At 69.9% G+C, this 19,545-nt stretch carries 21 protein-coding genes and 1 tRNA gene; 10 read left to right on the plus strand and 12 right to left on the minus strand.

Annotated features, from left to right (window positions below):
- Positions 1–5 precede the first annotated feature (5 nt).
- From ABD156_RS02700 to nth, 3 genes are read right to left on the minus strand one after another with little or no spacing between them, the layout of a single operon-like run.
- Complete coding sequence (locus ABD156_RS02700; RefSeq protein ID WP_344265768.1) at positions 6–722, minus strand: NUDIX hydrolase; 717 nt, start codon at positions 720–722, stop codon at positions 6–8.
- Positions 719–1,321 carry a TlpA family protein disulfide reductase gene (locus ABD156_RS02705; protein ID WP_344265771.1) on the minus strand — a complete coding sequence of 201 codons (603 nt, stop codon included), beginning with the start codon at positions 1,319–1,321 and terminating at the stop codon, positions 719–721. Before ABD156_RS02705 ends, ABD156_RS02700 begins: the two co-directional genes overlap by 4 nt.
- Positions 1,318–2,001: an endonuclease III gene (gene nth / locus ABD156_RS02710; protein ID WP_344266698.1), complete on the minus strand. Its 684-nt coding sequence runs from the start codon at positions 1,999–2,001 to the stop codon at positions 1,318–1,320. Before nth ends, ABD156_RS02705 begins: the two co-directional genes overlap by 4 nt.
- A 237-nt stretch (positions 2,002–2,238) precedes the next feature.
- On the opposite strand from nth, the gene ABD156_RS02715 reads away from it, so the two are divergent.
- Positions 2,239–2,490 (plus strand): hypothetical protein, encoded by a 252-nt coding sequence (locus ABD156_RS02715; RefSeq protein ID WP_037369289.1) that lies wholly within the window; start codon positions 2,239–2,241, stop codon positions 2,488–2,490.
- Positions 2,491–2,649: 159 nt separating this feature from the next.
- Entirely contained in the window at positions 2,650–3,324 is a 675-nt protein-coding gene (locus ABD156_RS02720) for a Crp/Fnr family transcriptional regulator (protein WP_009084463.1), read from the plus strand.
- Between the two features lie 420 nt (positions 3,325–3,744).
- Here ABD156_RS02720 and ABD156_RS02725 read toward each other — a convergent pair whose 3' ends face one another.
- The gene (locus tag ABD156_RS02725; protein WP_344265787.1) at positions 3,745–4,902 is read right to left on the minus strand and encodes a glycosyltransferase; all 1,158 of its coding nucleotides are present in this window, start codon (positions 4,900–4,902) and stop codon (positions 3,745–3,747) included.
- Positions 4,903–4,994: 92 nt separating this feature from the next.
- On the opposite strand from ABD156_RS02725, the gene ABD156_RS02730 reads away from it, so the two are divergent.
- Complete coding sequence (locus ABD156_RS02730) at positions 4,995–6,254, plus strand: MFS transporter (protein WP_344265790.1); 1,260 nt, start codon at positions 4,995–4,997, stop codon at positions 6,252–6,254.
- A gap of 110 nt (positions 6,255–6,364) precedes the next feature.
- A complete protein-coding gene (gene dnaN / locus ABD156_RS02735) occupies positions 6,365–7,438 on the plus strand; it encodes a DNA polymerase III subunit beta (RefSeq protein ID WP_344265793.1) in 1,074 nt (357 codons plus the stop codon).
- 710 nt (positions 7,439–8,148) lie between these two features.
- Here dnaN and ABD156_RS02740 read toward each other — a convergent pair.
- The 7 genes from ABD156_RS02740 to sp36 form a co-directional block, all read right to left on the minus strand.
- On the minus strand, positions 8,149–8,403 hold the full coding sequence (locus ABD156_RS02740) for a glutaredoxin domain-containing protein (protein WP_344265796.1): 255 nt from the start codon (positions 8,401–8,403) through the stop codon (positions 8,149–8,151).
- Entirely contained in the window at positions 8,400–9,176 is a 777-nt protein-coding gene (locus ABD156_RS02745) for an MBL fold metallo-hydrolase (protein ID WP_344265799.1), read from the minus strand. Before ABD156_RS02745 ends, ABD156_RS02740 begins: the two co-directional genes overlap by 4 nt.
- The gene (locus ABD156_RS02750; RefSeq protein WP_344265802.1) at positions 9,177–10,004 is read right to left on the minus strand and encodes an NUDIX hydrolase; all 828 of its coding nucleotides are present in this window, start codon (positions 10,002–10,004) and stop codon (positions 9,177–9,179) included.
- A gap of 198 nt (positions 10,005–10,202) precedes the next feature.
- Entirely contained in the window at positions 10,203–11,390 is a 1,188-nt protein-coding gene (locus ABD156_RS02755; RefSeq protein WP_344265805.1) for a hypothetical protein, read from the minus strand.
- Between the two features lie 38 nt (positions 11,391–11,428).
- Positions 11,429–12,058, minus strand: a complete 630-nt coding sequence (locus ABD156_RS02760; protein ID WP_037808399.1) for a hypothetical protein — start codon at positions 12,056–12,058, stop codon at positions 11,429–11,431.
- A complete protein-coding gene (locus ABD156_RS02765) occupies positions 12,058–12,513 on the minus strand; it encodes a RidA family protein (RefSeq protein WP_344265810.1) in 456 nt (151 codons plus the stop codon). The genes ABD156_RS02760 and ABD156_RS02765 overlap by 1 nt, the downstream gene beginning before the upstream one ends.
- A gap of 10 nt (positions 12,514–12,523) precedes the next feature.
- Complete coding sequence (gene sp36, locus ABD156_RS02770; RefSeq protein WP_020664158.1) at positions 12,524–12,685, minus strand: Sp36 family protein; 162 nt, start codon at positions 12,683–12,685, stop codon at positions 12,524–12,526.
- A gap of 141 nt (positions 12,686–12,826) precedes the next feature.
- On the opposite strand from sp36, the gene ABD156_RS02775 reads away from it, so the two are divergent.
- From ABD156_RS02775 to bagB, 3 genes are read left to right on the plus strand one after another with little or no spacing between them, the layout of a single operon-like run.
- The gene (locus ABD156_RS02775; protein WP_344265815.1) at positions 12,827–13,075 is read left to right on the plus strand and encodes a hypothetical protein; all 249 of its coding nucleotides are present in this window, start codon (positions 12,827–12,829) and stop codon (positions 13,073–13,075) included.
- A 22-nt stretch (positions 13,076–13,097) separates the two neighbouring features.
- Complete coding sequence (gene bagA / locus ABD156_RS02780; RefSeq protein ID WP_116205783.1) at positions 13,098–14,102, plus strand: ATPase BagA; 1,005 nt, start codon at positions 13,098–13,100, stop codon at positions 14,100–14,102.
- Positions 14,102–15,220 carry an ATPase BagB gene (gene bagB / locus ABD156_RS02785; protein WP_344265821.1) on the plus strand — a complete coding sequence of 373 codons (1,119 nt, stop codon included), beginning with the start codon at positions 14,102–14,104 and terminating at the stop codon, positions 15,218–15,220. Before bagA ends, bagB begins: the two co-directional genes overlap by 1 nt.
- A 37-nt stretch (positions 15,221–15,257) precedes the next feature.
- Here bagB and ABD156_RS02790 read toward each other — a convergent pair whose 3' ends face one another.
- Positions 15,258–15,551, minus strand: a complete 294-nt coding sequence (locus ABD156_RS02790) for a WhiB family transcriptional regulator (protein WP_116205781.1) — start codon at positions 15,549–15,551, stop codon at positions 15,258–15,260.
- 337 nt (positions 15,552–15,888) lie between these two features.
- Between ABD156_RS02790 and ABD156_RS02795 the strand changes: the two genes are divergently transcribed.
- The 3 genes from ABD156_RS02795 to ABD156_RS02805 all read left to right on the plus strand — a co-directional run bounded on the left by ABD156_RS02795 (position 15,889) and on the right by ABD156_RS02805 (position 19,411).
- Positions 15,889–18,042 carry a transglycosylase domain-containing protein gene (locus tag ABD156_RS02795; protein ID WP_344265825.1) on the plus strand — a complete coding sequence of 718 codons (2,154 nt, stop codon included), beginning with the start codon at positions 15,889–15,891 and terminating at the stop codon, positions 18,040–18,042.
- 333 nt (positions 18,043–18,375) lie between these two features.
- A complete protein-coding gene (locus ABD156_RS02800; protein ID WP_377926889.1) occupies positions 18,376–19,308 on the plus strand; it encodes a metallophosphoesterase in 933 nt (310 codons plus the stop codon).
- Between the two features lie 29 nt (positions 19,309–19,337).
- Positions 19,338–19,411 (plus strand) — tRNA-Pro (locus tag ABD156_RS02805).
- Positions 19,412–19,545 lie beyond the last annotated feature (134 nt).

Consider the following 19,545-nt stretch of genomic DNA (forward strand, 5'->3'; position numbering starts at 1 on the left):
CGCCGTCACTCCTCGCCAGTGCCGTCCCGGACCGCCGACCGGCCCTGATGTTCGGCCCACGCTACGTCAAGCTCGCGCACATCGCCGGTGTCCCACGCCCGTTCCCAGCCGCCGAGCGACAGCAGCACGGACAGCAAACCCGCGGTGAAACCCCACACGAACAGGCCGTCAACAGTGAACGCCGGCCCCCGCCAGGACGCGTCGCCGCGACGCACGGTGAACCGGTTCGCCGGGTCCGCGAGATCGGCCAGCGAAACCCGCGCGACCGCCGCCGTCTCGGCCGGGTCGACCGCACGCACCGGCGACGGCGTGTGCCAATGCGCCAGCACCGGCGTGACCGCGAACTTCGACACCGGCACGAACAGCTCCGGCAGCACCGCGACCGGCAGGATCCCCGACGGGTCGACTCCGGTCTCCTCCTCGGCCTCGCGCAGCGCGGTGCCGACCGGACCGTCGTCGCCGTCCTCCGCGCCGCCGCCGGGGAACGAGACCTGCCCGGCGTGCGAGCCGAGCGTGTCCGCCCGGCGCTGCAGCAGGACGTCCGGACCGTCGCCGCCAGGCCGTTCGCCGAACAGGATCAGCACCGCGGCGGCACGGGTGAGCAGGTCTTCCGGCGGGCTGAACCGGGTGAACGTGCGGCTGTCGACCTCACCGGACACCTTCACCAGCGGCCGCAGCCATTCCGGCACGGCTTCGGGTTCGACGAGCGGTCCGGTGGTCATGAGTAGTCCTTCACAGCAGCGCGCACCTGGTCAGTGTTGTCGAACAACCGCGGGTTCGCGATGAACCGGACCTGGCCGTCCGCGGTGACCAGGTACGACGCGGGCAACGACGAGGGCGCCTTGAGCGCGGTGCGGATCGGACCGGCCTGGCCGTCGCCGTCGTAGAGCGACGGAAGATGCACGCCGAGTCGCGTGAACAAGCCCAGCCCGTCGGCGGCCGGGCTCGCGACCTGCACGCCGACGACGCGCACCGCACCCGGCTCGGAGGCGTACCGCTGCAGCACCGGCAATTCCGTGCGGCACGGCTGGCACCACGACGCCCAGACGTTGACCAGCACCGGACCGCCGCCGAGAACCTTGCCGACGTCCACCCGGGAGCCGTCGCCGAGACAGTCCGCCTCGATCCCGGACAGCTGGCCGACCTCCTTCGCCGCGGCGGGCGGGCAAGCCTCGAGCTTCGCCGAGCCCCGCGCGGCCGTGAGGTCACCGGAAGCGGGTGGCGCGGAGCTCGAATCGCCGCCGCGAAGCGTCAGCACCGCGACCAGCGCGGCCACCGCCAGCACCGCGACCCCGAGCGCCCATTTGGTGACTGCAGTCACCCGCGCGCCGCCAGCTCGAGGATGTGGTCCTTCTCCGGGCCTTTGACGAGCTTCGCGGCGACCTCGAACTCAGTAGGCCCGGCACCGAACGACGGGCAGTCCTTGCGCAGCGGACACGCGCCGCAGGCCGGTTTCCGCGCGTGGCACACGCGGCGGCCGTGGAAAATCACGCGGTGGGACAGCATCGTCCACTCTTTCCGCGGGATCAGCTCGCCGACCGCGTGTTCGACCTTGACCGGATCCTCTTCCGCGGTCCAGCCCCAGCGCCGCACGAGACGGCCGAAGTGAGTGTCCACTGTGATTCCAGGCACGTCGAAAGCGTTGCCGAGCACGACATTCGCGGTCTTGCGGCCGACGCCGGGCAGCGTGACGAGGTCGTCCAGTTTCTTCGGCACCTCGCCGTCGAAGCGCTCCACGAGCGCCGCGCCGAGGCCCAGCAGCGAATTCGCTTTCGCCCGGAAAAACCCGGTCGTGCGCAGGTATTCCTCGAGTTCGGAACGCTCCGCTCCGGCGTAATCGGCCGCGGTGCGGTACTTCGCGAACAACGCGGGCGTGACCAGGTTCACCCGCACGTCCGTGGTCTGCGCCGACAACACCACCGCGACCAGCAGTTCCAGCGGATTCGTGAAGTCCAGCTCGGCCTTCGCGTCCGGATAGACCTCGTCGAGGCAACGTTTCATCCGCCGGGCGCGTCTCACGAGGGCGAGCCGGCTTTCTTCGCGGTCCGCGCGGGGCCCGTTCGGGACAACAGGGGGCACCCCGATAGCCTACGGGCGAGTCGGACGAGCCGGTCGGGAGCATCCGCCGGTGGACGGCCGAACCGCCAGAGCACCACCTCTGCGGGCCGCGCGTCCGCCCTGAGCGAGGATCTGGAGATCCATGACCGAGTGCGTCACCGACAACAGCGGAGCTGTGGCATGACCGTGTGGTTCGTGATCTTGGTCCCGCTGGTGATCATGTTCTTCGCGTTGTTCATGGAGCGGGTCGAAAGCCGGCTCAAGCACGTCGCGGTCCAGGAGAACGAGGTCGAGGAGTTCCTGGAGCAGGCTCAGCCCAACGAGGTCAGGGCCCTGTACGGGCACGGGATCGGCCGCGCGCTCGAGCTGTTCCGGCTTCGCCGGCTCGGCGGACGGGCAGCCAGGCTACGCGCGCGCAAGGTGCGGAGTTAGGCTGCTCAGTCGGACGTGATCGTTCCAGGCAGCCGCGCCGGGCGCGGCGAGCCGACGAGCGATCTGCCCGACACGCCCTAGACTGACGCGAAAGTGATCGGCGACACTGCCTTCGGCCTGCGAAGGAAGTGATCGTTTCTCGACGAGGAGGCACCCGAGGTGGACGAAACCCTGGCCCGTGCGGGCATTTTCCAGGGTGTGGAGCCGGCAGCGGCGGAGGCGCTGGCCCAGACCTTGGAATCCGTGGAGTTCCCCCGCGGCCATGTCATCTTCAACGAGGGCGAGCCGGGCGACCGGCTGTACATCATCCAGTCCGGCAAGGTGAAGATCGGCCGCAAGTCCCCGGACGGCCGCGAGAACCTGCTGTGGATCGCCGGCCCGTCCGACATGTTCGGCGAACTGTCCATCTTCGACCCCGGCCCGCGCACGTCCGGCGCCACGACGGTCACCGAGGTCCGCGCGGTCACCATGGACCGCCCGGCGCTGCGGCAGTGGATCGCCACCCGCCCGGAGATCGCCGAGCAGCTGCTGCGCGTCGTCGCGCGCCGCCTGCGCCGCACGAACAACATGGTCGCGGAACTGATCTTCACCGACGTCCCCGGCCGCGTGGCCCGTGCGCTGCTGCAGCTGGCGCAGCGCTTCGGCAGCCAGGAGGCGGGCCTGCTGCGGGTCACGCACGACCTGACGCAGGAAGAGATCGCCCAGTACGTCGGCGCGTCCCGCGAGACCGTCAACAAGGCGCTGGCCGACTTCGCCCACCGCGGCTGGTTGCGGCTCGAGGGCAAGAGCGTCCTGATCCTGGACCCGGAGCGGCTCGCTCGCCGCGCCCGCTGATCTTCCCCCGAGTGGGTTAATCCGTACGGGTTTTTCGAAGGCCATCTCCTACTGGGGGTGGCCTTCGTCCGTCTGCACCGGACATCCCCCACAAGAGCGGCATTCCGCCGCGGCCCCGTGTCGCCGCCGGTTTTGGCCGCCTCGACCAGGAAAATGACAAGGAGCCGGGCGCCACCCCCGACGTGGCGCACCGGCTCCTCGCCTGCGCACGGATCATCCCCCGACGACCCGCGCTCCCCGCCCTCCGGACCAGGCCCCGACCCATATGCCGGAGGGAGCTGGGTGCTGCAGTGCTGTCCAGCCCGTAATGGGCTGTCGTTCAACCATCACGGCCAAAACTCACGAATTCAAGGCCATTCACCCTCAAGGACGCCAAGACCGCGTCTTCGTTGCACGAGTTCACGCAGAATCCAGCTGCTGTTACCGGATCGAGACCTTCAGCGCAGGCAACCGCGCGACCACCGCCGCCGGATCGGGTTGCCCGGCGATCTGGGCGGCGAGGGACTCGGCGGACTCCCGGTACTTCCGGCCGGCGAGCACCGCCTGGACCGCGCCGAGAATTCCGTCGCCGGAGTCGGCCACGATCCCTGCTTCCGCAGCCTGAACCTGCTCGGCGACTTCGAAATGATCAGACGCCAACGGTGAAATCACCAGCGGCACTCCGTGCGCGAGCGCGCCGAGAACGGTCGCCGAGCCGCCGTGGCAGACCACCGCGTCGACTGCGGGCAGCAACTGGGTCTGCGGCACGAACTGCTCGATCCGCACGTGGTCCGGCTGCTCGCCGAACCGGCCGACGTCGCCGCCCTGGCCCATCGTCACCACGACGTTCACGGGCTCGTCGCGCAGCGCGGAGACCATTTCTTCCAGCACGCCGGGCCGTGCGTTGTGGGTGGTGCCGAGGGTGACGTAGACGGTCCGGTCGTACCGCAGCCCGTCGAGCACCGGCGGGCGCGGACCAGGCGTCGGGACCACTCCGGAGGGCAGGAGCGGCCAGCGCGTGGGGTACTCCCACGGGACATCGGCCGGGCTCAGTCCTTCCGGCCAGAAGTCCAGATAGGGCACGTTGTCGCGCGACGGCAAGGCGTCGAGGCCGCGCTCGCGGACCAGGCCGTTGGCGACTTCCCAGGCCCGCTCCATCGTCGCGGCGGACTTCGGCGGGCCGATGGCGTGCATCGCGTACGGGACGCCGACCAGGCAAGCGGCCATCACCGCCGCACGTTCGGCGAGATTGGCGATGACGAGATCGGGCTGCCAGTCGCGGACGAACTCGACCATGTCGTCGAGCCGTGCGGCCGCGCCGAGGCCGACCATGTACTCGGCGACCAGGTGGGAGAGCCGCTCGTCCGCGGTCATCCCGGCCATCTCCTCCCGAGCCCGCTGCCACATCGCGGCCGCGGCGGCGGGGTCGCTCGGCCGCCCTACGGAGACCGCCTGCAGCTCGGTCTTTTCCAGGTACCGCATGGCTTCCGGGCCGGTCACGAAGGCGACCTCGTCCCCGGCTTTCCGTGCTGCTTGGGCGAGCGGCAGCATCGGTGCGATATGGCTGTAGCCAGCTCCGGAGGAGAACATCAGCCGCATCGCGCGAGCGTAGCGACTGACCCGATCGGGCGTGACCAAGACGACCAGAAAATTACTGGTACCTCCGTACCAATTTCGCCATACTAGTACACGTGTCCCAGTCTGCCCATTCCGAAGGCCGCACCACGCTCGCCGACTACCGTGCCGCGCTGACCGCCCCTGGCTCGCGCGGGCCGGTGATCGCGTCGATCCTGGCCCGGCTCCCGATCGCGATGATCGGCATTTCCGCGCTGCTGTACGTGCAGCGCGAAACCGGTTCGTTCGCCGCGGCCGGGCTGGTCTCGGCGAGTTCGCTCGCCGGGGTCTCGGTGGGCGCGGTCGTGCAGGGCAGGCTGATCGACCGGTTCGGGCCGAGCCGTCCGCTGCTGATCGTCGTCTCCGTGTTCGCGCTGTCGATGGCGTCGCTCGCGGTCGCGATCGAGGCGCATCTGCCGACGTTCGCGCTGATCCCGCTGGCCGCCGCGACCGGGCTGTCGGAACCGATGGTCGGCTCCGCGTCGCGGGCGCTGTGGACGAAAATCCTGCCGGAGGGGCCGGCGCGCAACGCCGCGCTGTCGTACGAGGCGATCAGCATGGAGGTCTTCTTCATTCTCGGCCCCGGCATCGCGGGCCTGCTGATCACCGCGCCGTGGGCGGGCACCGGCATGGTCGTCGGCTCGATCACGATGGTCACCGGCGCGGTGCTGTTCGCGCTGAACCCGACCGTGCGCGCGTGGGGTCCGGCCCCGAAGGCCAAGACTCCGCTGCTCGGCGCGCTGGCCAGCCCCGGCATGCGGACGCTTGCGTTGGCAGCGCTCGGTTTCGGCATGGTGATCGGGTTCGTGGAGGTCGCTGTCCCCGCCGCCGCGACGGAATCCGGCCATCCTTCGCTGAGCGGTTTGCTGCTGTCGGCGTGGTCGCTGAGTTCGGTGGCGTTCGGCGTGGCCTACAGCCTGCACCCGTGGCCGCGCCGGCTCGGCCTGCGGCTGCCGGTTTTGCTGGGCGGCTTCGGCGCTTTCGTCGCGCTGCTTGCCCTTCCGTCGAGCCTGTGGGCGCTGGCGCTGCTGATGCTGCTGGCCGGCGCGATGATCACGCCCCAGTCGACGACCCACTCCGCGGCGATCGAGGTCGTCGCCCCGCGCGGCACTGCGGCCGAGGCGTTCGGGTGGGTCCTCACCGCGGTGACGCTGGGCCTCGCGGCTGGGCAATCGGTGAGCGGCTACCTGGTCGAGCATTCCGGGACGGCTGCGGCTTTCTTGGCCGCCGGGGTGGCTGGCGTCGCGTTGGCCGGGGTGGTGTGGCTGCTGCGTGGGACCGTGCGGGCCGCTACGCCGGTTCCGGCGGACGGCGCTCTCGTCGGGGCTGCCAGCTAGCCGTTCCCCCGCCGCGGGGCCTTCTCGCACGCTGTCCGTGCCCACGTGTTTTCGCAGCCCAACGGCTTCGGCTCGCGTTTTTGTCGGTGGTCGCCGTTACGTTGCGTGGCATGGATCTCACCTCCCTCGTACGGCCGCTCACAGCCGCCGTGACCGCCGCCGCCCGACTCCTCTCAAGGCAAGCCCGCCTGCGTTTGCGGGCGAACGCTGACGGTCTCGTCGTGTCCGGAAACGACCGCGACCTGGCCGTGCAGCTGTCCTGCCCGGCGACGACGCACCTGGACGGCGAAGTCGTAGTGCCAGCCGCGCCTTTCGCCGAAACGATCCGCATGCTGGATGTCGACCAGGTCCGGCTAGCTGTCGAAGGAACTCGCCTCGCGATCCGAACGGACAACGCCCGCTTCGCGTTGCCTCTGCTGGACCGCGACCTGCTCCACGATCCAGCACCGCCACCCTTACTGTCCAAAGTGGACGGCGCTGCCCTCCGCACGGCTTTGCGCACCGTCGCGGGCACCGCCGCGAAGGACGATCCGCTCCCGATCTTCACCGGCGTACGAGTGCAATCCATCGGCGACGAGCTATGCCTGACGGCCTCGGACCGCTACCGAATGGCCGTGGCTCGATTGCCGCTGCAAGACGTCCAAGACCCCATCGATGTGTTGGTCCCAGCCACCCTGCTGACCGAAGCCGCCCGCCACAGCGCCGGTGCGATGGGACTCCACGCCGACACCGGCCACTTCGCCCTGAGCTGGCCTGGCGGCACAGTGACGACGGCAGTCCTGGACGCGGGCTTCCTGTCCGCAGACGCAATCCCGTCCGACGCAGTCGACACAGAAGTCGAGGTCGGCGCCGACGAGCTAGCCGCGGCCGTCCGCCGAGTCGGCGTCTACTCCGAGGACCGCCGTGTCCTGACCCTGGAAGTCGGCGATGCGCACCTGCGCCTGGCCAGCACCCGGCAAGACACCGGAGAGGCAGAGGAACACCTGAAGGCAAACGTTTGCGGCGGCCGGACCTCGCCGTCCTTCCAGGCCCGATACTTCCTGGACGCACTAGCCCCGTTCACCGGAGAACGAGTCCGCCTGGCAATCCAGCCCGGGCTGCGAGCGTGCGTCCTGACCCCGGCGGATGCGGATGGACGGGAGGTGAGCTTGAAGTACTACCTGATGCCGATGCTGCCTCGGTGACCCGGCGCTCGCTGAGTCCGGTCTTCGCTGATCCCGGTCAAAGCGGCAGCCGATTCGCACCGAGCGGGGTGCGGTCCCGGGCTGTCGCGGTTCCCGGACGCACGGGTGCCGGGCGTGGCTGCAGGGCGCTGCCGGAGCGAACGGGAGCCAAACTGGATTGGACTGGCCGAGCCGGGTTGGGCGGACAAGCAGCGCGAAGCTCACCCGCGCCATGCCGCGCGGGGCTGGCTGGGCCAGCGCGCTGAGTTGGCTTGGCTGTGCCGAGCGGCACCGAGTTGAGCTGGGTTGGCCGGAATCACGCCGGAGCTACGCGGACCTGCGCCGTGGCATCCCGAGCAAGTGGGGCCTGCGCCGCCGCGCTAGGAGCGAGCAGCTCTGCGCCGAGGCACCCGGACATGCGCCGCGGCACCCCGACACACCGGGCCTGCGCCGGCGCGCCAGGAGCGAGCAGCTCTGCGCCGAGGCACCCGGACATGCGCCGCGGTGCCCCGAGCAAGCCGGGCCTGCGCCTCCGCGCTAGGAGCGAGCAGCTCTGCGCCGAGGCACCCGGACATGCGCCGCGGTGCCCCGAACACGCCGGGAGCTATCCAGGCCTCCTCGGCGCTGTGGCGGCAGGCCTGCGGGAGCATCCGGGCACCCGCCCACCCCAGGACTCTTCGGCGCGCCCGACGCAAGCCCAGGGAGCAGCCGCTACGCGCCACAAACCGTCCTCAGGCGGCGGTCTCTGCTGCCACCGCGGCTTTGACCTCGTCGAAAGTCGGGTTCACCAGCGCGGTCGACCCTACGATCACCGTGGGCACCGTCTCGTTTCCGTTCGCCACTGCGCGCACTCGCTCCGCCGCGCCCGGTTCTTCCCAGATGTTGATTTCCCGCACCGGCAGGCCGCTTTCCAGCAGCGGGCGGCGCAGGGCTGAGCAGAAGCCGCAGCCTGGGCGCCAGTAGAACTCGACCTCGACGTTGCTCATTGTCCGTCCTCCGCAGAAGCCCGTAGGTAGTCCAGTTGTGCACGCACGCTCGCCTCGGCCGGCGCCCACAGCGCACGGTCGACGTCGGCGTAGACGACCTCGACCACTTGCCGCGGCGTTGCGTCTTCGCCGAGCGTTCGCAAGGCGGAACGCACCTGATCCAGGCGCTGTTCCCGGTGCGCCAAATACTCCCGGGCGGTCGCGGGCAGATCCGGCAGCTCCGGACCGTGGCCGGGGAGGCCGGGAGTACCGGCTGGCAGGGCGATCAGTTTGCGCAGCGACCGCAGGTAGTCGCCCAGGTCGTGCAGGACTGTGGTGCCTCGGCCGAGGATCGTGTCTCCGGTCAGGATTTGGCCTGCTACCAGCAGCGACACCGAATCGTCGGTGTGGCCGGGGGTGTGCAAGACCGTGAAGTCCAGGCCGCCCGCGGTAATGACGTCACCGTCGCCGAAGGGGGGCGCGTCGATGCAGAGGGAGGCGTCGAAGGCTCGAACGGGTGCGCCCGTTTTCGAGGAGAACCACGGTGCGCCTTCGGCGTGATCCGGATGGTGGTGGGTAAGCAGGATCAGCTCGACGGGGCCGACCGCGGCCAGCTTTTCCAGGTGGTCCAGGTCGTGATAGCCGGGGTCGACGACCACGGACGCGGCGGCGTCACCACCGCGCAGGACCCAGGTGTTGGTTCCCTCCAACGTCATCGTGGACGGGTTGTTCTCCAACAGCACCGACGCGGTCTCGGAAACACGGCGCAGCACGCCATAAGCAGGAGCGGTCACTCAGGACTCCGAAGTATCGAGGACAACGCGGATGTTCTCGCCGTCCCGGACAAGGGTCGGCACGGTCTTCACGATCTCGCGCGGCTCCGCGAGCACGGCGTCGGCCTTGGAAAACTCGGCGAGTTCGACGAGGGTCAGCCAGGTCGGCGGCATCAGCGTGCGGCGGCCTTCGCGTGCGTCCGCGACTGCCTCGGCGGGCGGTTGCCAACCGGCGGCGACCGCTTCGGAGGTCGCGCCGTCGGCGCGCTGGCCTTCGGGCAGCTTCGCGACGAAGAAGCGGGTGTCGTATCGGCGCTGTTCCTGCGGCGGCGTGACCCAGTGCGCGTACGGGTGCAGCAGGTCCGCGCGCAACGTGAGCCCGGCGTCGGCGAGGAAGCCGGCGAGCGAGATTTCCCGTGATTCCAAGGCTTTTCGCGCTTCGTGATACGGAGCGACGTCGGCGACCACCGAATCCTCGGTCCCGGCCAGCAGCACGCCGGACTCCTCGAACGTCTCGCGCACCGCGGCGCACACGAGCGCGCGGGCGAGGCTTTCGTCGCAGGTGAACTGCTCGGCCCACCACGACGGCGGCGGCCCGGCCCAAGCCACGGACGCGTCGGCGTCGCGCGGGTCCACCCCGCCGCCGGGGAACACAGTCATGCCGCCGGCGAACGCCATGCCCATCACACGATGTTGGAGGAAAACCTCCACACCAGCGTCCGAAGTGTCCCGCAGCAGGATCACCGTGGCGGCGTCCTTCGGGGTCGCCGGCGGGCCATCCGCGTTGTCCCGGATCGCGATGCCGGGACGGGCGGGGATGTCGAAAACGAATTCACGCGGCCGTTCCACCCGGGCAACATACCTCGCAATCCGTACGCGTCGCGGATTACTTGTGTCACCTCGCGACAGTCCGTGAGGGGAACCTTCACGGACTCAGAGTCCCTCACGGACCGCGACCCAAACCAGCCCGAAGCCGCTCGCCCGAAAGCCGTGAAGGGCTCCTTGAGGGAATCAGATTCCCTCAAGGAGCCCTTCACGGAACAACAGTCAGGACCAGTGCTGGTCCCCGCCGGAGCGGGACGCGCCGTTGAGCCGCAACCGGGCGGCCTCGGCACGTTCGCGCTCGGCCAGTTCCTCGTGCAGCTCGCGCAGCAACGCACGGTCGCGTTCGGACAGGCTCGGATCGTCCAGATCCAGCGCGGGCAGCTCGACCACCTCGTGCATGCTCGGCTTGCCCGCGGCGATCTCGCGGCCCTTCTCCGGATCCTCGGCCAGCGCGCGCCGCAGCTGCGCCACCTCGGACGGAGTCAGGTCCGACGTGCGCTCGGCACGCGTCTCCGACCCGGCCGTCCGCGGACGCTCCGAAGACGCGGCGGGCTCAGCCGCCGGCTCCGGCATCGCGACCGGCTGTGCGGGCACGGCCTGCACGATCGGCACCACCGGCGCGACCGGAACCACCGGCTCCGCCGCGGCAACCGGTTCCGGTTCGGGCTGACGGTGACCGTGGCGGCTCGGGGCTTCCGAGACCGGTTCGGGCACCGGAGCCGGAGCGGGCGCCGGGGCGCTGCGCTGCGGCGTCGGTTCCGGCCGGTAGTCCGGGGCCGAATGCGTGCTGCCGGTGACCCAGACCGGGCTCGCGACAGCACCCGCGGCCTGGTGGTAATCCGACTGCGGGATCCCCGGGCCGCTCACCTCGACGACCGAGCGGATGCCCGCCCGGCGCAACGCGGTGTCGACGCGGAACGCGACCGCGGGCGGATTGCCCTCCGGACCCAGCTCGACCAGCACGACCCGCTGCGGCAGCGCGCCCGGCACGCTGCCCGCCGGGGTGTTGCGCCACACCGCGTGCACGGAACGCACGTCGGGCAGCACCTGCAGGGTGCGGTCGAGCGCTTCGGCGAGACCGAACTCGGGCTGGTTGTCGCCCGTGAACCGGTGCGTGTGCATCGGTTCGTGGTCGGTGACCAGCAGGTCGTTCGCGAGCGTCGCGTCCGACCGGCTCATCTCGAGGACCAGCGCCAGCTCGCGCTGTTCGGCCTCGCTCACCCCGATCCGGCCCGCGATCAACGTGCCGGTGGTGAGTTCCACCGCCTCGTCGATGTGGGCGCGGGCGATCAGTTCCCGCGCTTCGGTAAGGGCGCTGTCGTCGATGCGGCCCGCCAGGGCCAGCAACAAGTTATGCAGGCGCAGGGGCACCGAGAACCCGTCCATCGGGCCGTCGTGAACCTCCACCATGGCTCTGCTCCTCCCAGCTCGCCTGGCGGCAACGAGCGTTAAGCGGCGACAAGTCGATGACCGGCGCCCGCGGCGCCTACGCAGACCAGCTCGGACTCGGCGAGCGCGGCCCGGTGGTACCCGGGAAGGTCGAAGCGCGGCGGTATGACCTCGACGCTGGGTTCCTCGTCCCCCATGACCCGCAGCACCCGCTGCAGTTCACCGGTGAGCCGGGGCTGTCCCGCGGTCGCCGTCACCAGCAGGACACGCTTCGCCCCGCCCTCGCCGGAAGCGCCGAGGCGCCGCCAGCTCTGCCGTACTTCCCCCACATCCGCGCGTCCACGCAACGTCGCGTGGAGCAAGACGGACACAGAGTCGACGGAGTTCACCCATTCGGGCGCACTCTGCGTGAATGTGTACCTGGTCTCGGTGACGTCGTCTACCCCCAGGGTCGAACTCACCTGGTGCCAGTCGGCGCCGTGCGGGATCAGACCGGCCACGAGCAGCCGGTACTCCGCCTGGTCCAAATCGATCCTGTGCTTGAGCAAAGACCTCGGCAGGGTCCGCGCGAGCGTCCCCATCGCGCCTTCGCCGAGCCAGTCGCGGAAACGCCACAACAGCTGGTCTGGCGTGCGGCCCGCCAGGCGCAGCAGCAGTTCGTGCAGGGACTGTTCGATGTCGGGGTCCATCACTCCACCTCCACGATCAGTTCGACTTCCACCGGCGAAGCGATCGGAAGCTCCGCGACGCCGACGGCCGACCGGGCGTGCACCCCGGCGTCGCCGAAGATCTCGCCGAGCAGCTCGGACGCCCCGTTCACGACCGCGGGCTGGCCGGTGAAGCCCTCCGCGGAGGCGACGAAACCGACCACCTTGACAATCCGGATAACAGAGTCAATGCCGACGAGGGCGTGCACCGCGGCGAGCGCGTTCAGCGTCGCCGTGCGGGCGTGGCCCTTGGCTTCCTCCGGGCTGACCTCGCCGCCGACCTTCCCGGTCGCGGCGAGCGCTCCGTCGACGAAGGGCAGCTGGCCGGAGGTGTAGACGTGCGAGCCGGTGCGCACGGCCGGCACGTACGCGGCCAGCGGTGCGGCGACTCCGGGCAGTTCGATTCCGAGCTCGGCGAGCCGGTCGCTCCAGGTCAACGCCGCCCCCTCAGCTCTTCGGCCGCTTCAGGTACGCGACGTGCTGTTCGCCGCTCGGGTTGGGCAGCACGGTCACCAGCTCCCAGCCGTCCTCGCCCCACTGGTCGAGAATCTGCTTCGTAGCGTGGATCAGCAGCGGGACGGTGGCGTACTCCCATTTGGTCGCACTCATGACTCGGGAGCGTAACCAAGCGGGCAAGGCCCCTCCGGACCGCCGCCGCCGAAAGCCCGTCACCCGTCCAGGGCAACGCCTGGCTAGGCCGGGTGAGTGTGGGTCACTTCACATCCGATCGTCGCTCGCTAGCGTGGGCACGTGGAGACCTGGCGGATCGTCGCGACCGTGCTGCTCGCCGTTGCCGGAGTGCCGCTCGTGCTGGCCGTGATGGCCAAAACCCGGGACCGGGTCAACGATTCGGGCCAGGTCGCGATCGCCGGAGCGGTCACCCTCACCGGGCTGATCGTGGTGGCAGTGCTCACGCTGACCGTGCTGCCCGCCCTGGTGACCTGGATCGTCGTCGCGGCGGTCGCGGCTGCGGTCAGCGTCATGATGCTGGCCAGCTGAGCACCGGTTTAGTGTTGAGGATGTGACCACACCCTCCGCCGGCTGGACCGACGAGCTCGCCAGGGCCCGGCTGCATTTCGTCACCGGCAAGGGCGGTACTGGCAAGACCACGCTCGCCGCGGCGCTGGGTCTCGCACTCGCCTCGCGCGGGCGCCGGGTGCTCTTGATCGAGGTCGAGGGCCGCCAGGGCATCGCCCAGCTTTTCGACACCGAACCGCTGCCGTACGCGGAACAGCGGATCGCGTCGGTCCCCGGCGGCGGCGAACTGCGCGCGCTGCACATCGACGTAGAAGCGGCGCTGCTCGAATACTTCGAGATGTTCTACAACCTCGGTTTCGCCGGGCGGACGCTGCGCCGGATGGGGGCGATCGAGTTCGCCACCACGCTCGCGCCGGGCCTTCGCGACGTCCTGCTCACCGGGAAGATCAAGGAATGCGTCGGGCGCACGGAATCCGACGGCCGCCACACCTACGACGCGGTCGTGGTCGACGCGCCGCCGACCGGGCGCGTGGTGAAGTTCCTCGACGTCACCAAGGCTCTCACCGACCTCGCCAAGACTGGCCCGATCCGCGGCCAGGCCGACGGCGTGGTCCGGCTGCTGCATTCCGGCGAGACCGCCGTGCACCTCACCACGCTGCTGGAGGAGATGCCCGTGCGCGAGACCGTCGAGGCGGTGGCTGAACTGGACGGCGCGGACCTGCGGCCGGGCGCGGTGCTGGTGAACCGGGTCCGCCCGCCGCGGCTGCCCGCGCGCTCGGTGACCGCGGCCGCCGACGGCCGGGTGGACGCCGACCGGGTCCGTTCCGGCCTCGCCTCGGCCGGGCTGAACCTGCCAGAGGCGACGCTCGACGCGCTCGTGGAGGAAACCGTGGAGCACGCCGTCCGCGTCGCCGCCGAGCAACGGGCCCGCGAACAGCTCGCCGAGGCCGATCTGCCGACGCTGGAGCTGCCGGACCTCACCGACGGCGTCGACGTCGCCGCGCTCTACGAACTCGCCGAAACGCTGCAGGAACAGGGGGTGCGCTGATGCCCGCCGACACGACGCTCGACGTGGACGCCCTCCTCGACGACCCGGCCAGCCGCGTGATCGTGTGCTGCGGTTCCGGCGGCGTCGGCAAGACCACCACCGCCGCGGCGCTCGCGCTGCGGGCCGCCGAACGCGGCAGGCAGACCGTGGTGCTCACGATCGACCCGGCGCGCAGGCTCGCACAGGCGCTCGGGCTTCGCGAACTGGGCAATCACCCGAAGCAGGTGCAGGTCGAAGGCTTCGAGCCCAAGGGCGAGCTGTGGGCGATGATGCTCGACATGCGGCGCACGTTCGACGACATGGTGCGCGTGCACGCCGGCCCGGAGCGGGCCGAGCAGCTGCTGCAGAATCCCTTCTACCAGACCATTTCCACGTCGTTCTCCGGCACGCAGGAGTACATGGCGATGGAGAAGCTGGGCCAGCTCGCGGCGACCGACGAATGGGATCTGATCATCGTCGACACGCCGCCGAGCCGGTCCGCGCTCGACTTCCTGGACGCGCCGACCCGGCTGTCCACCGCGCTCGACGGCCGGATGATCCGGCTGCTCACCGGCCCGGCGAAAGCGGGCGGCTGGGGTCTGCGCAAGGTCGTGAGCGCCGGGTTCTCGATGTTCGCGAAGGCCGTGTCGACGATCATCGGCGGCCAGTTGCTCGCCGACGCGTCGGCGTTCATGCAGGCCTTCGACAGCATGTTCGGCGGATTCCGCGAACGCGCGCGCAAGACCGCCGAGCTGCTGCGGTCTTCGGGCACGTCGTTCCTCGTGGTGGCCGCGCCGGAGCCGGACGCGCTGCGCGAGGCGTCCTACTTCGTGGAGCGGCTGGCCGGAGAATCGATGCCGCTGGCCGGTCTGGTCGCCAACCGCACGCATCCGGTGCTCGCGCCGCTGTCCGCGACCGAAGCGCTGACCGCCGCCGAGTCGGTGCAGAACGCGCCGCTCGCCGAGGCCGTGCTGCGGCTGCACGCCGACCGCGTCGCGCTGGCCGAACGCGAAAACCGCCTGCTCGCGCGCTTCACCCGCGCGCATCCGGAAGTGCCGCTGACCCGGGTGCCCGCGCTCGCCGGTGACGTGCACGACCTCGAGGGCCTGCGCGACATCGGAGCAAAACTGACGTCGTGAGCGGCTGCGCCTGAGCACAGCCGCTCACGAGCGGGTTTCAGCCCGCCGCGGCGGCCAGCGCGTCCCGCTTGGCCGCTTCGAGCAGGTCAGTCCAGCTGGTCACGTCCGGGCGACGGCGCAGCAGGGCGCGCCGCTCCCGTTCCGTCATCCCGCCCCAGACCCCGAAATTGATCCGGCCGTCGAGTGCCTCGGAGAGGCATTCGGTGCGGACCGGGCACCCCATGCACACGGCTTTCGCCCTGTTCTGTTCGGCGCCTCGCACGAACAACCCGTCGGGATCAGCGTCCCGGCACGAGGCATCGACCCGCCAGCCAACCTGATTGGTTTGCATACCCCCAGCTCCCTCATCTGGTGTATGGCACCAGCGAAGGCGAAGCTCCCGCTCCCACCCCCGCGAGCGTTTCCCACTGCGCCGCACGTCGGTGACGGCACCTCCCCGGTGCCGCTGCCGCTTTCCGGACCAGCCAGGCTCCCACCCGGGCTGCTCCGTCTGTCGGCATCTACGTGAGACGTTGACGGACTGTAGGGTCCCTCGGTTCCCTCCGTCGAGACCTAGCATGCATTCCGTTACCTGAGGTCACGACACGGGGTCCCGTTATCGATCTCCGCCGGGGGCGCGCGGGCGTGAGGTCACGGAGGCGACACGGGGCTTCAGTACCCTGGCTTTCGTGCGCAAAACGGATGGTCTTTTCAAGCTCATCGGCCTGTGCCTGCTGGCGGGGGTGCTGGTCGCCGGGATCATGTTCCCGGTGGTGGGCGCCGCGGGGGTCGTGTCCAACCAGGCGAGCGAGACGGTCGACAAGACGTCTTCCGACCTCGCCGACATCCCGCCGCCGCTGGTGACGACTGTCACCGACTCCGGAGGGAAGCCGATCGCGACGCTGTACGACCAGTACCGCATCCCGGTCCGCCCGGACCAGATCAACCCGGCGCTGAAGTGGGCGCTGCTGTCCGCCGAAGACAAGGCGTTCTACGAGCACCACGGGGTCAACTGGGGCCGGACGCTGCGCGCCGCCGTCTCCAACACCGCGGGCGGGGACACGCAGGGCGCCTCGACGATCACGCAGCAGTACGTGAAGAACTACCTGATCAACGTCGTCTACCGGGGCGACAAGAACGGCCAGGCCAAGGCGCAGGAGCAGTCGCTCTCGCGCAAGCTCAAGGAAGCCCGGATCGCGATCAACCTCGAGACCAAGCTCTCGAAGGACCAGATCCTCGCCGGCTACCTCAACATCGTCGAGTTCTCCAGGCAGATCTACGGGGTCGGAGCGGCCGCGCACGCCTACTTCAACACCACGCCGGAGAACCTGACCGTGCCGCAGGCCGCGCTGCTCGCGGGCATCGTGAACAACCCGATCGTCTTCGACCCGTGGAACCACCCGGACAAGGCGACCAAGCGGCGCAACCTGGTGCTCGACCGGATGGTCAGCAACCAGAAGCTGGCGAAGGCGGACGCGGACAAGTTCAAGGCGGAACCGCTCGGCGTGGTGCCGGACACCCCGCAGAAGCCCGCGTCGAACTGCACCGGGGCCGGGCCGGAGAACGGCTTCTTCTGCCAGTACGTCGAGGACTATCTGATCAAGTCCGGGATGTCGAAGGACCAGCTGTACACCGGCGGCTACACGATCAAGACGACGCTGGACGAGAAGGCCAACCACGAGGCGAAGGTCTCGGCCGAGCAACAGGTGAGCAAAACCCAGAAGAACGTCGCGAACACGCTTTCGCTGATCCGGCCCGGCAAGGACCGGCATGAAGTGGTGGCGCTCGCGGCGAACCGGGATTACGGCATCGACGCGGATCAAGGGCAGACGACGTACGCACTCCCGTCCGGCGTGTTCAACACCGGCGGCGCGGGGTCGAGCTACAAGATCTTCACCACCGCGGCGGCGTTGAACCAGCACGTCGCCGGGATTTACAGCAACATCCCGGTCGGCAGCGGCTATACGTCGCACGTCTTCACCGGTGGTGGCAACCACTGCCCGCCGACCGGTCCGCCGCTGAACTCCCGCTGGTACTGCGTCGGCAACGCCAGCAAATCCTCCCCCGAATCGCTTTCCTTGCAGATGGCGCTGGCGACCTCGCCCAACACCGCGTTCGTGGCGCTGGAGGACAAGATCGGCAGCACCGGGCCCGGCATCGACATGGCGATCAAGCTCGGCATGCGCGACACCATGGCGAGCAACCCCGGCGGCGGCCGCGTCGACCCGAAGTCGAACGAATCGGGCAAGAACCAGAGCCAGGCACAGGCTTACGGCCCCAAGCCGAACTATCCCGGCACGGGTGCGTTCACCCTCGGCTTCAGCCCGACGAGCGGCCTGGAGATGGCGAACGTCGCGGCGACCATCCTGAGCGGCGGCAAATGGTGCCCGCCGACCCCGCTGGCGTCGGTGACCGACCGCGACGGCAAACCGGTGCCGATCAAGGAAGCGCCGTGCGAGCAGGTCGTGCCGGAAGGCCTCGCGAACACGATGGCAGTCGGCATGAGCAAGGACGACCAGCCCGGCGGCACGTCCGCCGCCGCGGCCGGAGCGGTCGGCTGGAACCGTCCGCTCGTCGGCAAGACGGGCACGACCCAGAACAACGGCTCGGCGACCTTCGTGGCCGGCACTCCGCAGATGGCCGGCGCGGCCATGGTGTTCCGTCCGGAAGGCGGCAGCGGCGGTCTGTGCTACGGCGGACCCGGCGACGTGTCCACCTGCGGCACCGGCAACATGTTCGGCGGCAAGACGCCCGCGCAGACGTGGTTCGGCGCGATGACGAACATCATGAAGGACCAGCCGGTGGTTCCGCTGCCGCCGGAGGATCCGGCGTACACCAACTGAATCCGGTGAAAACGGGGCGGGAGACGCGATCTCCCGCCCCGTTTCGCTTGTCCGGGCTCAGCCGTCATCCTTTGCGCGCTATCCGGAAAAGCCGCGGCACCGAGAGCAAGAAGAGAATCGCCAGTCCCCTCGCCCGGCTCCGCGTCGTCGTCCGGCTGGTCCAGTCCAATTCGATCCAACGACGCCCGGTGCCGGAAGTCGAGAGAATGCCGCTGAGACCGTCGCCCCGCGTCGTCCGGCACCGGCCACAGCGGACGACCCGATCGAACACGTATCCTCGACCTTGTGAGCACGCTCGGTAACGCCAATCCGCCCGGGGGCACCGCGAAGCGGTTGGCCGCAGGGACCATCGCCCTCGGGGCCGCCACCCTCGGTTACGCCGTCGGCATCGAACGCCGCCGCTTCACGCTGCGGACCGCCGAACTTCCCGTACTCGCGCCCGGCACGCCGCCGTTCACCATCCTGCACGTCTCCGACCTGCACATGCTGCCCGGTCACCAGGCCAAACAGCGCTGGGTCGCCGCGCTCGGCGAACTCGAACCCGACCTCATCGTCAACACCGGCGACAACCTCTCCCACCGCACCGCGGTCCCGTCCGTGCTCCGCGCGCTCGGCCCGCTGCTGGACCGGCCAGGGGTGTTCGTCTTCGGCAGCAACGACTACTACGCGCCCAAGCCCAAAAACCCGGCGCGCTACCTCATGCCGCGCGGCAAAAAGAAGCGCATCCACGGCACCCAGCTGCCCTGGCGCGACCTCCGCGCCGCCTTCGTCGAACACGGCTGGGTCGACCTCACGCACGTCCGCCGCACGGTCGACGTCGGCGGCCGCGCCGTCTTCGCCGCCGGAGTCGACGACCCGCATCTCCACCGCGACCGCTACTCCGACATCGCCGGACCCGCCGACACCACGGCGGCTGTCCGCCTCGGCGTCACCCACTCCCCGGAACCGCGCGTCCTCGACACCTTCGCCACCGACGGCTACGACCTGGTCCTCGCCGGCCATACCCACGGCGGCCAGCTCCGCATCCCCGGCTACGGCGCGATCATCACCAACTGCGAACTCGACCGCAGCCGCGCCCGCGGCGCCTCCCGCTGGGGCGCCCGCATGTGGCTGCACGTCTCCGCCGGGCTGGGCACCTCCCCCTACGCCCCCGCCCGCTTCGCCTGCCCGCCGGAAGCGAGCCTGTTGACGCTGGTCCCGCGCGGATCCGGGGCCTCCGACCCCCGCAAACCGGCCCCGCGCAAAGCCGCGAAACCCGTCCGCTAGACTTACTCTCGACCCGCTAAGCAGTACCTCGGGGTGTGGCGCAGCTTGGTAGCGTGCCTCGTTCGGGTCGAGGAGGTCGTGGGTTCAAATCCCGCCACCCCGACGTATGAAGGCCGGGTAGCCACGAGAGTGACTACCCGGCCTTCATTGTTTCCGCCACCTTCCGCGGTTCGACTGCTCCCTGCGCCGACCGAGTTCGCGAGGCGCGTTGGACCGGCAACCGCGATCTTGAACCAG

It is taken from the genome of Amycolatopsis albidoflavus, assembly GCF_039525725.1.
Taxonomy (GTDB): domain Bacteria; phylum Actinomycetota; class Actinomycetes; order Mycobacteriales; family Pseudonocardiaceae; genus Amycolatopsis; species Amycolatopsis albidoflava.

What these genes read in the sequence shown, in the direction of transcription:
- ABD156_RS02755 (WP_344265805.1), bottom strand. Translation starts at nt 11,390, where the DNA reads ATGGTGGAGGTTCACGACGGCCCGATGGACGGGTTCTCGGTGCCCCTG.
- bagB (WP_344265821.1), top strand. Translation starts at nt 14,102, where the DNA reads ATGCCCGCCGACACGACGCTCGACGTGGACGCCCTCCTCGACGACCCG.
- ABD156_RS02760 (WP_037808399.1), bottom strand. Translation starts at nt 12,058, where the DNA reads ATGGACCCCGACATCGAACAGTCCCTGCACGAACTGCTGCTGCGCCTG.
- ABD156_RS02725 (WP_344265787.1), bottom strand. Translation starts at nt 4,902, where the DNA reads ATGCGGCTGATGTTCTCCTCCGGAGCTGGCTACAGCCATATCGCACCG.
- nth (WP_344266698.1), bottom strand. Translation starts at nt 2,001, where the DNA reads ATGAAACGTTGCCTCGACGAGGTCTATCCGGACGCGAAGGCCGAGCTG.
- ABD156_RS02715 (WP_037369289.1), top strand. Translation starts at nt 2,239, where the DNA reads ATGACCGTGTGGTTCGTGATCTTGGTCCCGCTGGTGATCATGTTCTTC.
- dnaN (WP_344265793.1), top strand. Translation starts at nt 6,365, where the DNA reads ATGGATCTCACCTCCCTCGTACGGCCGCTCACAGCCGCCGTGACCGCC.
- sp36 (WP_020664158.1), bottom strand. Translation starts at nt 12,685, where the DNA reads ATGAGTGCGACCAAATGGGAGTACGCCACCGTCCCGCTGCTGATCCAC.
- ABD156_RS02790 (WP_116205781.1), bottom strand. Translation starts at nt 15,551, where the DNA reads ATGCAAACCAATCAGGTTGGCTGGCGGGTCGATGCCTCGTGCCGGGAC.
- ABD156_RS02740 (WP_344265796.1), bottom strand. Translation starts at nt 8,403, where the DNA reads ATGAGCAACGTCGAGGTCGAGTTCTACTGGCGCCCAGGCTGCGGCTTC.
- ABD156_RS02700 (WP_344265768.1), bottom strand. Translation starts at nt 722, where the DNA reads ATGACCACCGGACCGCTCGTCGAACCCGAAGCCGTGCCGGAATGGCTG.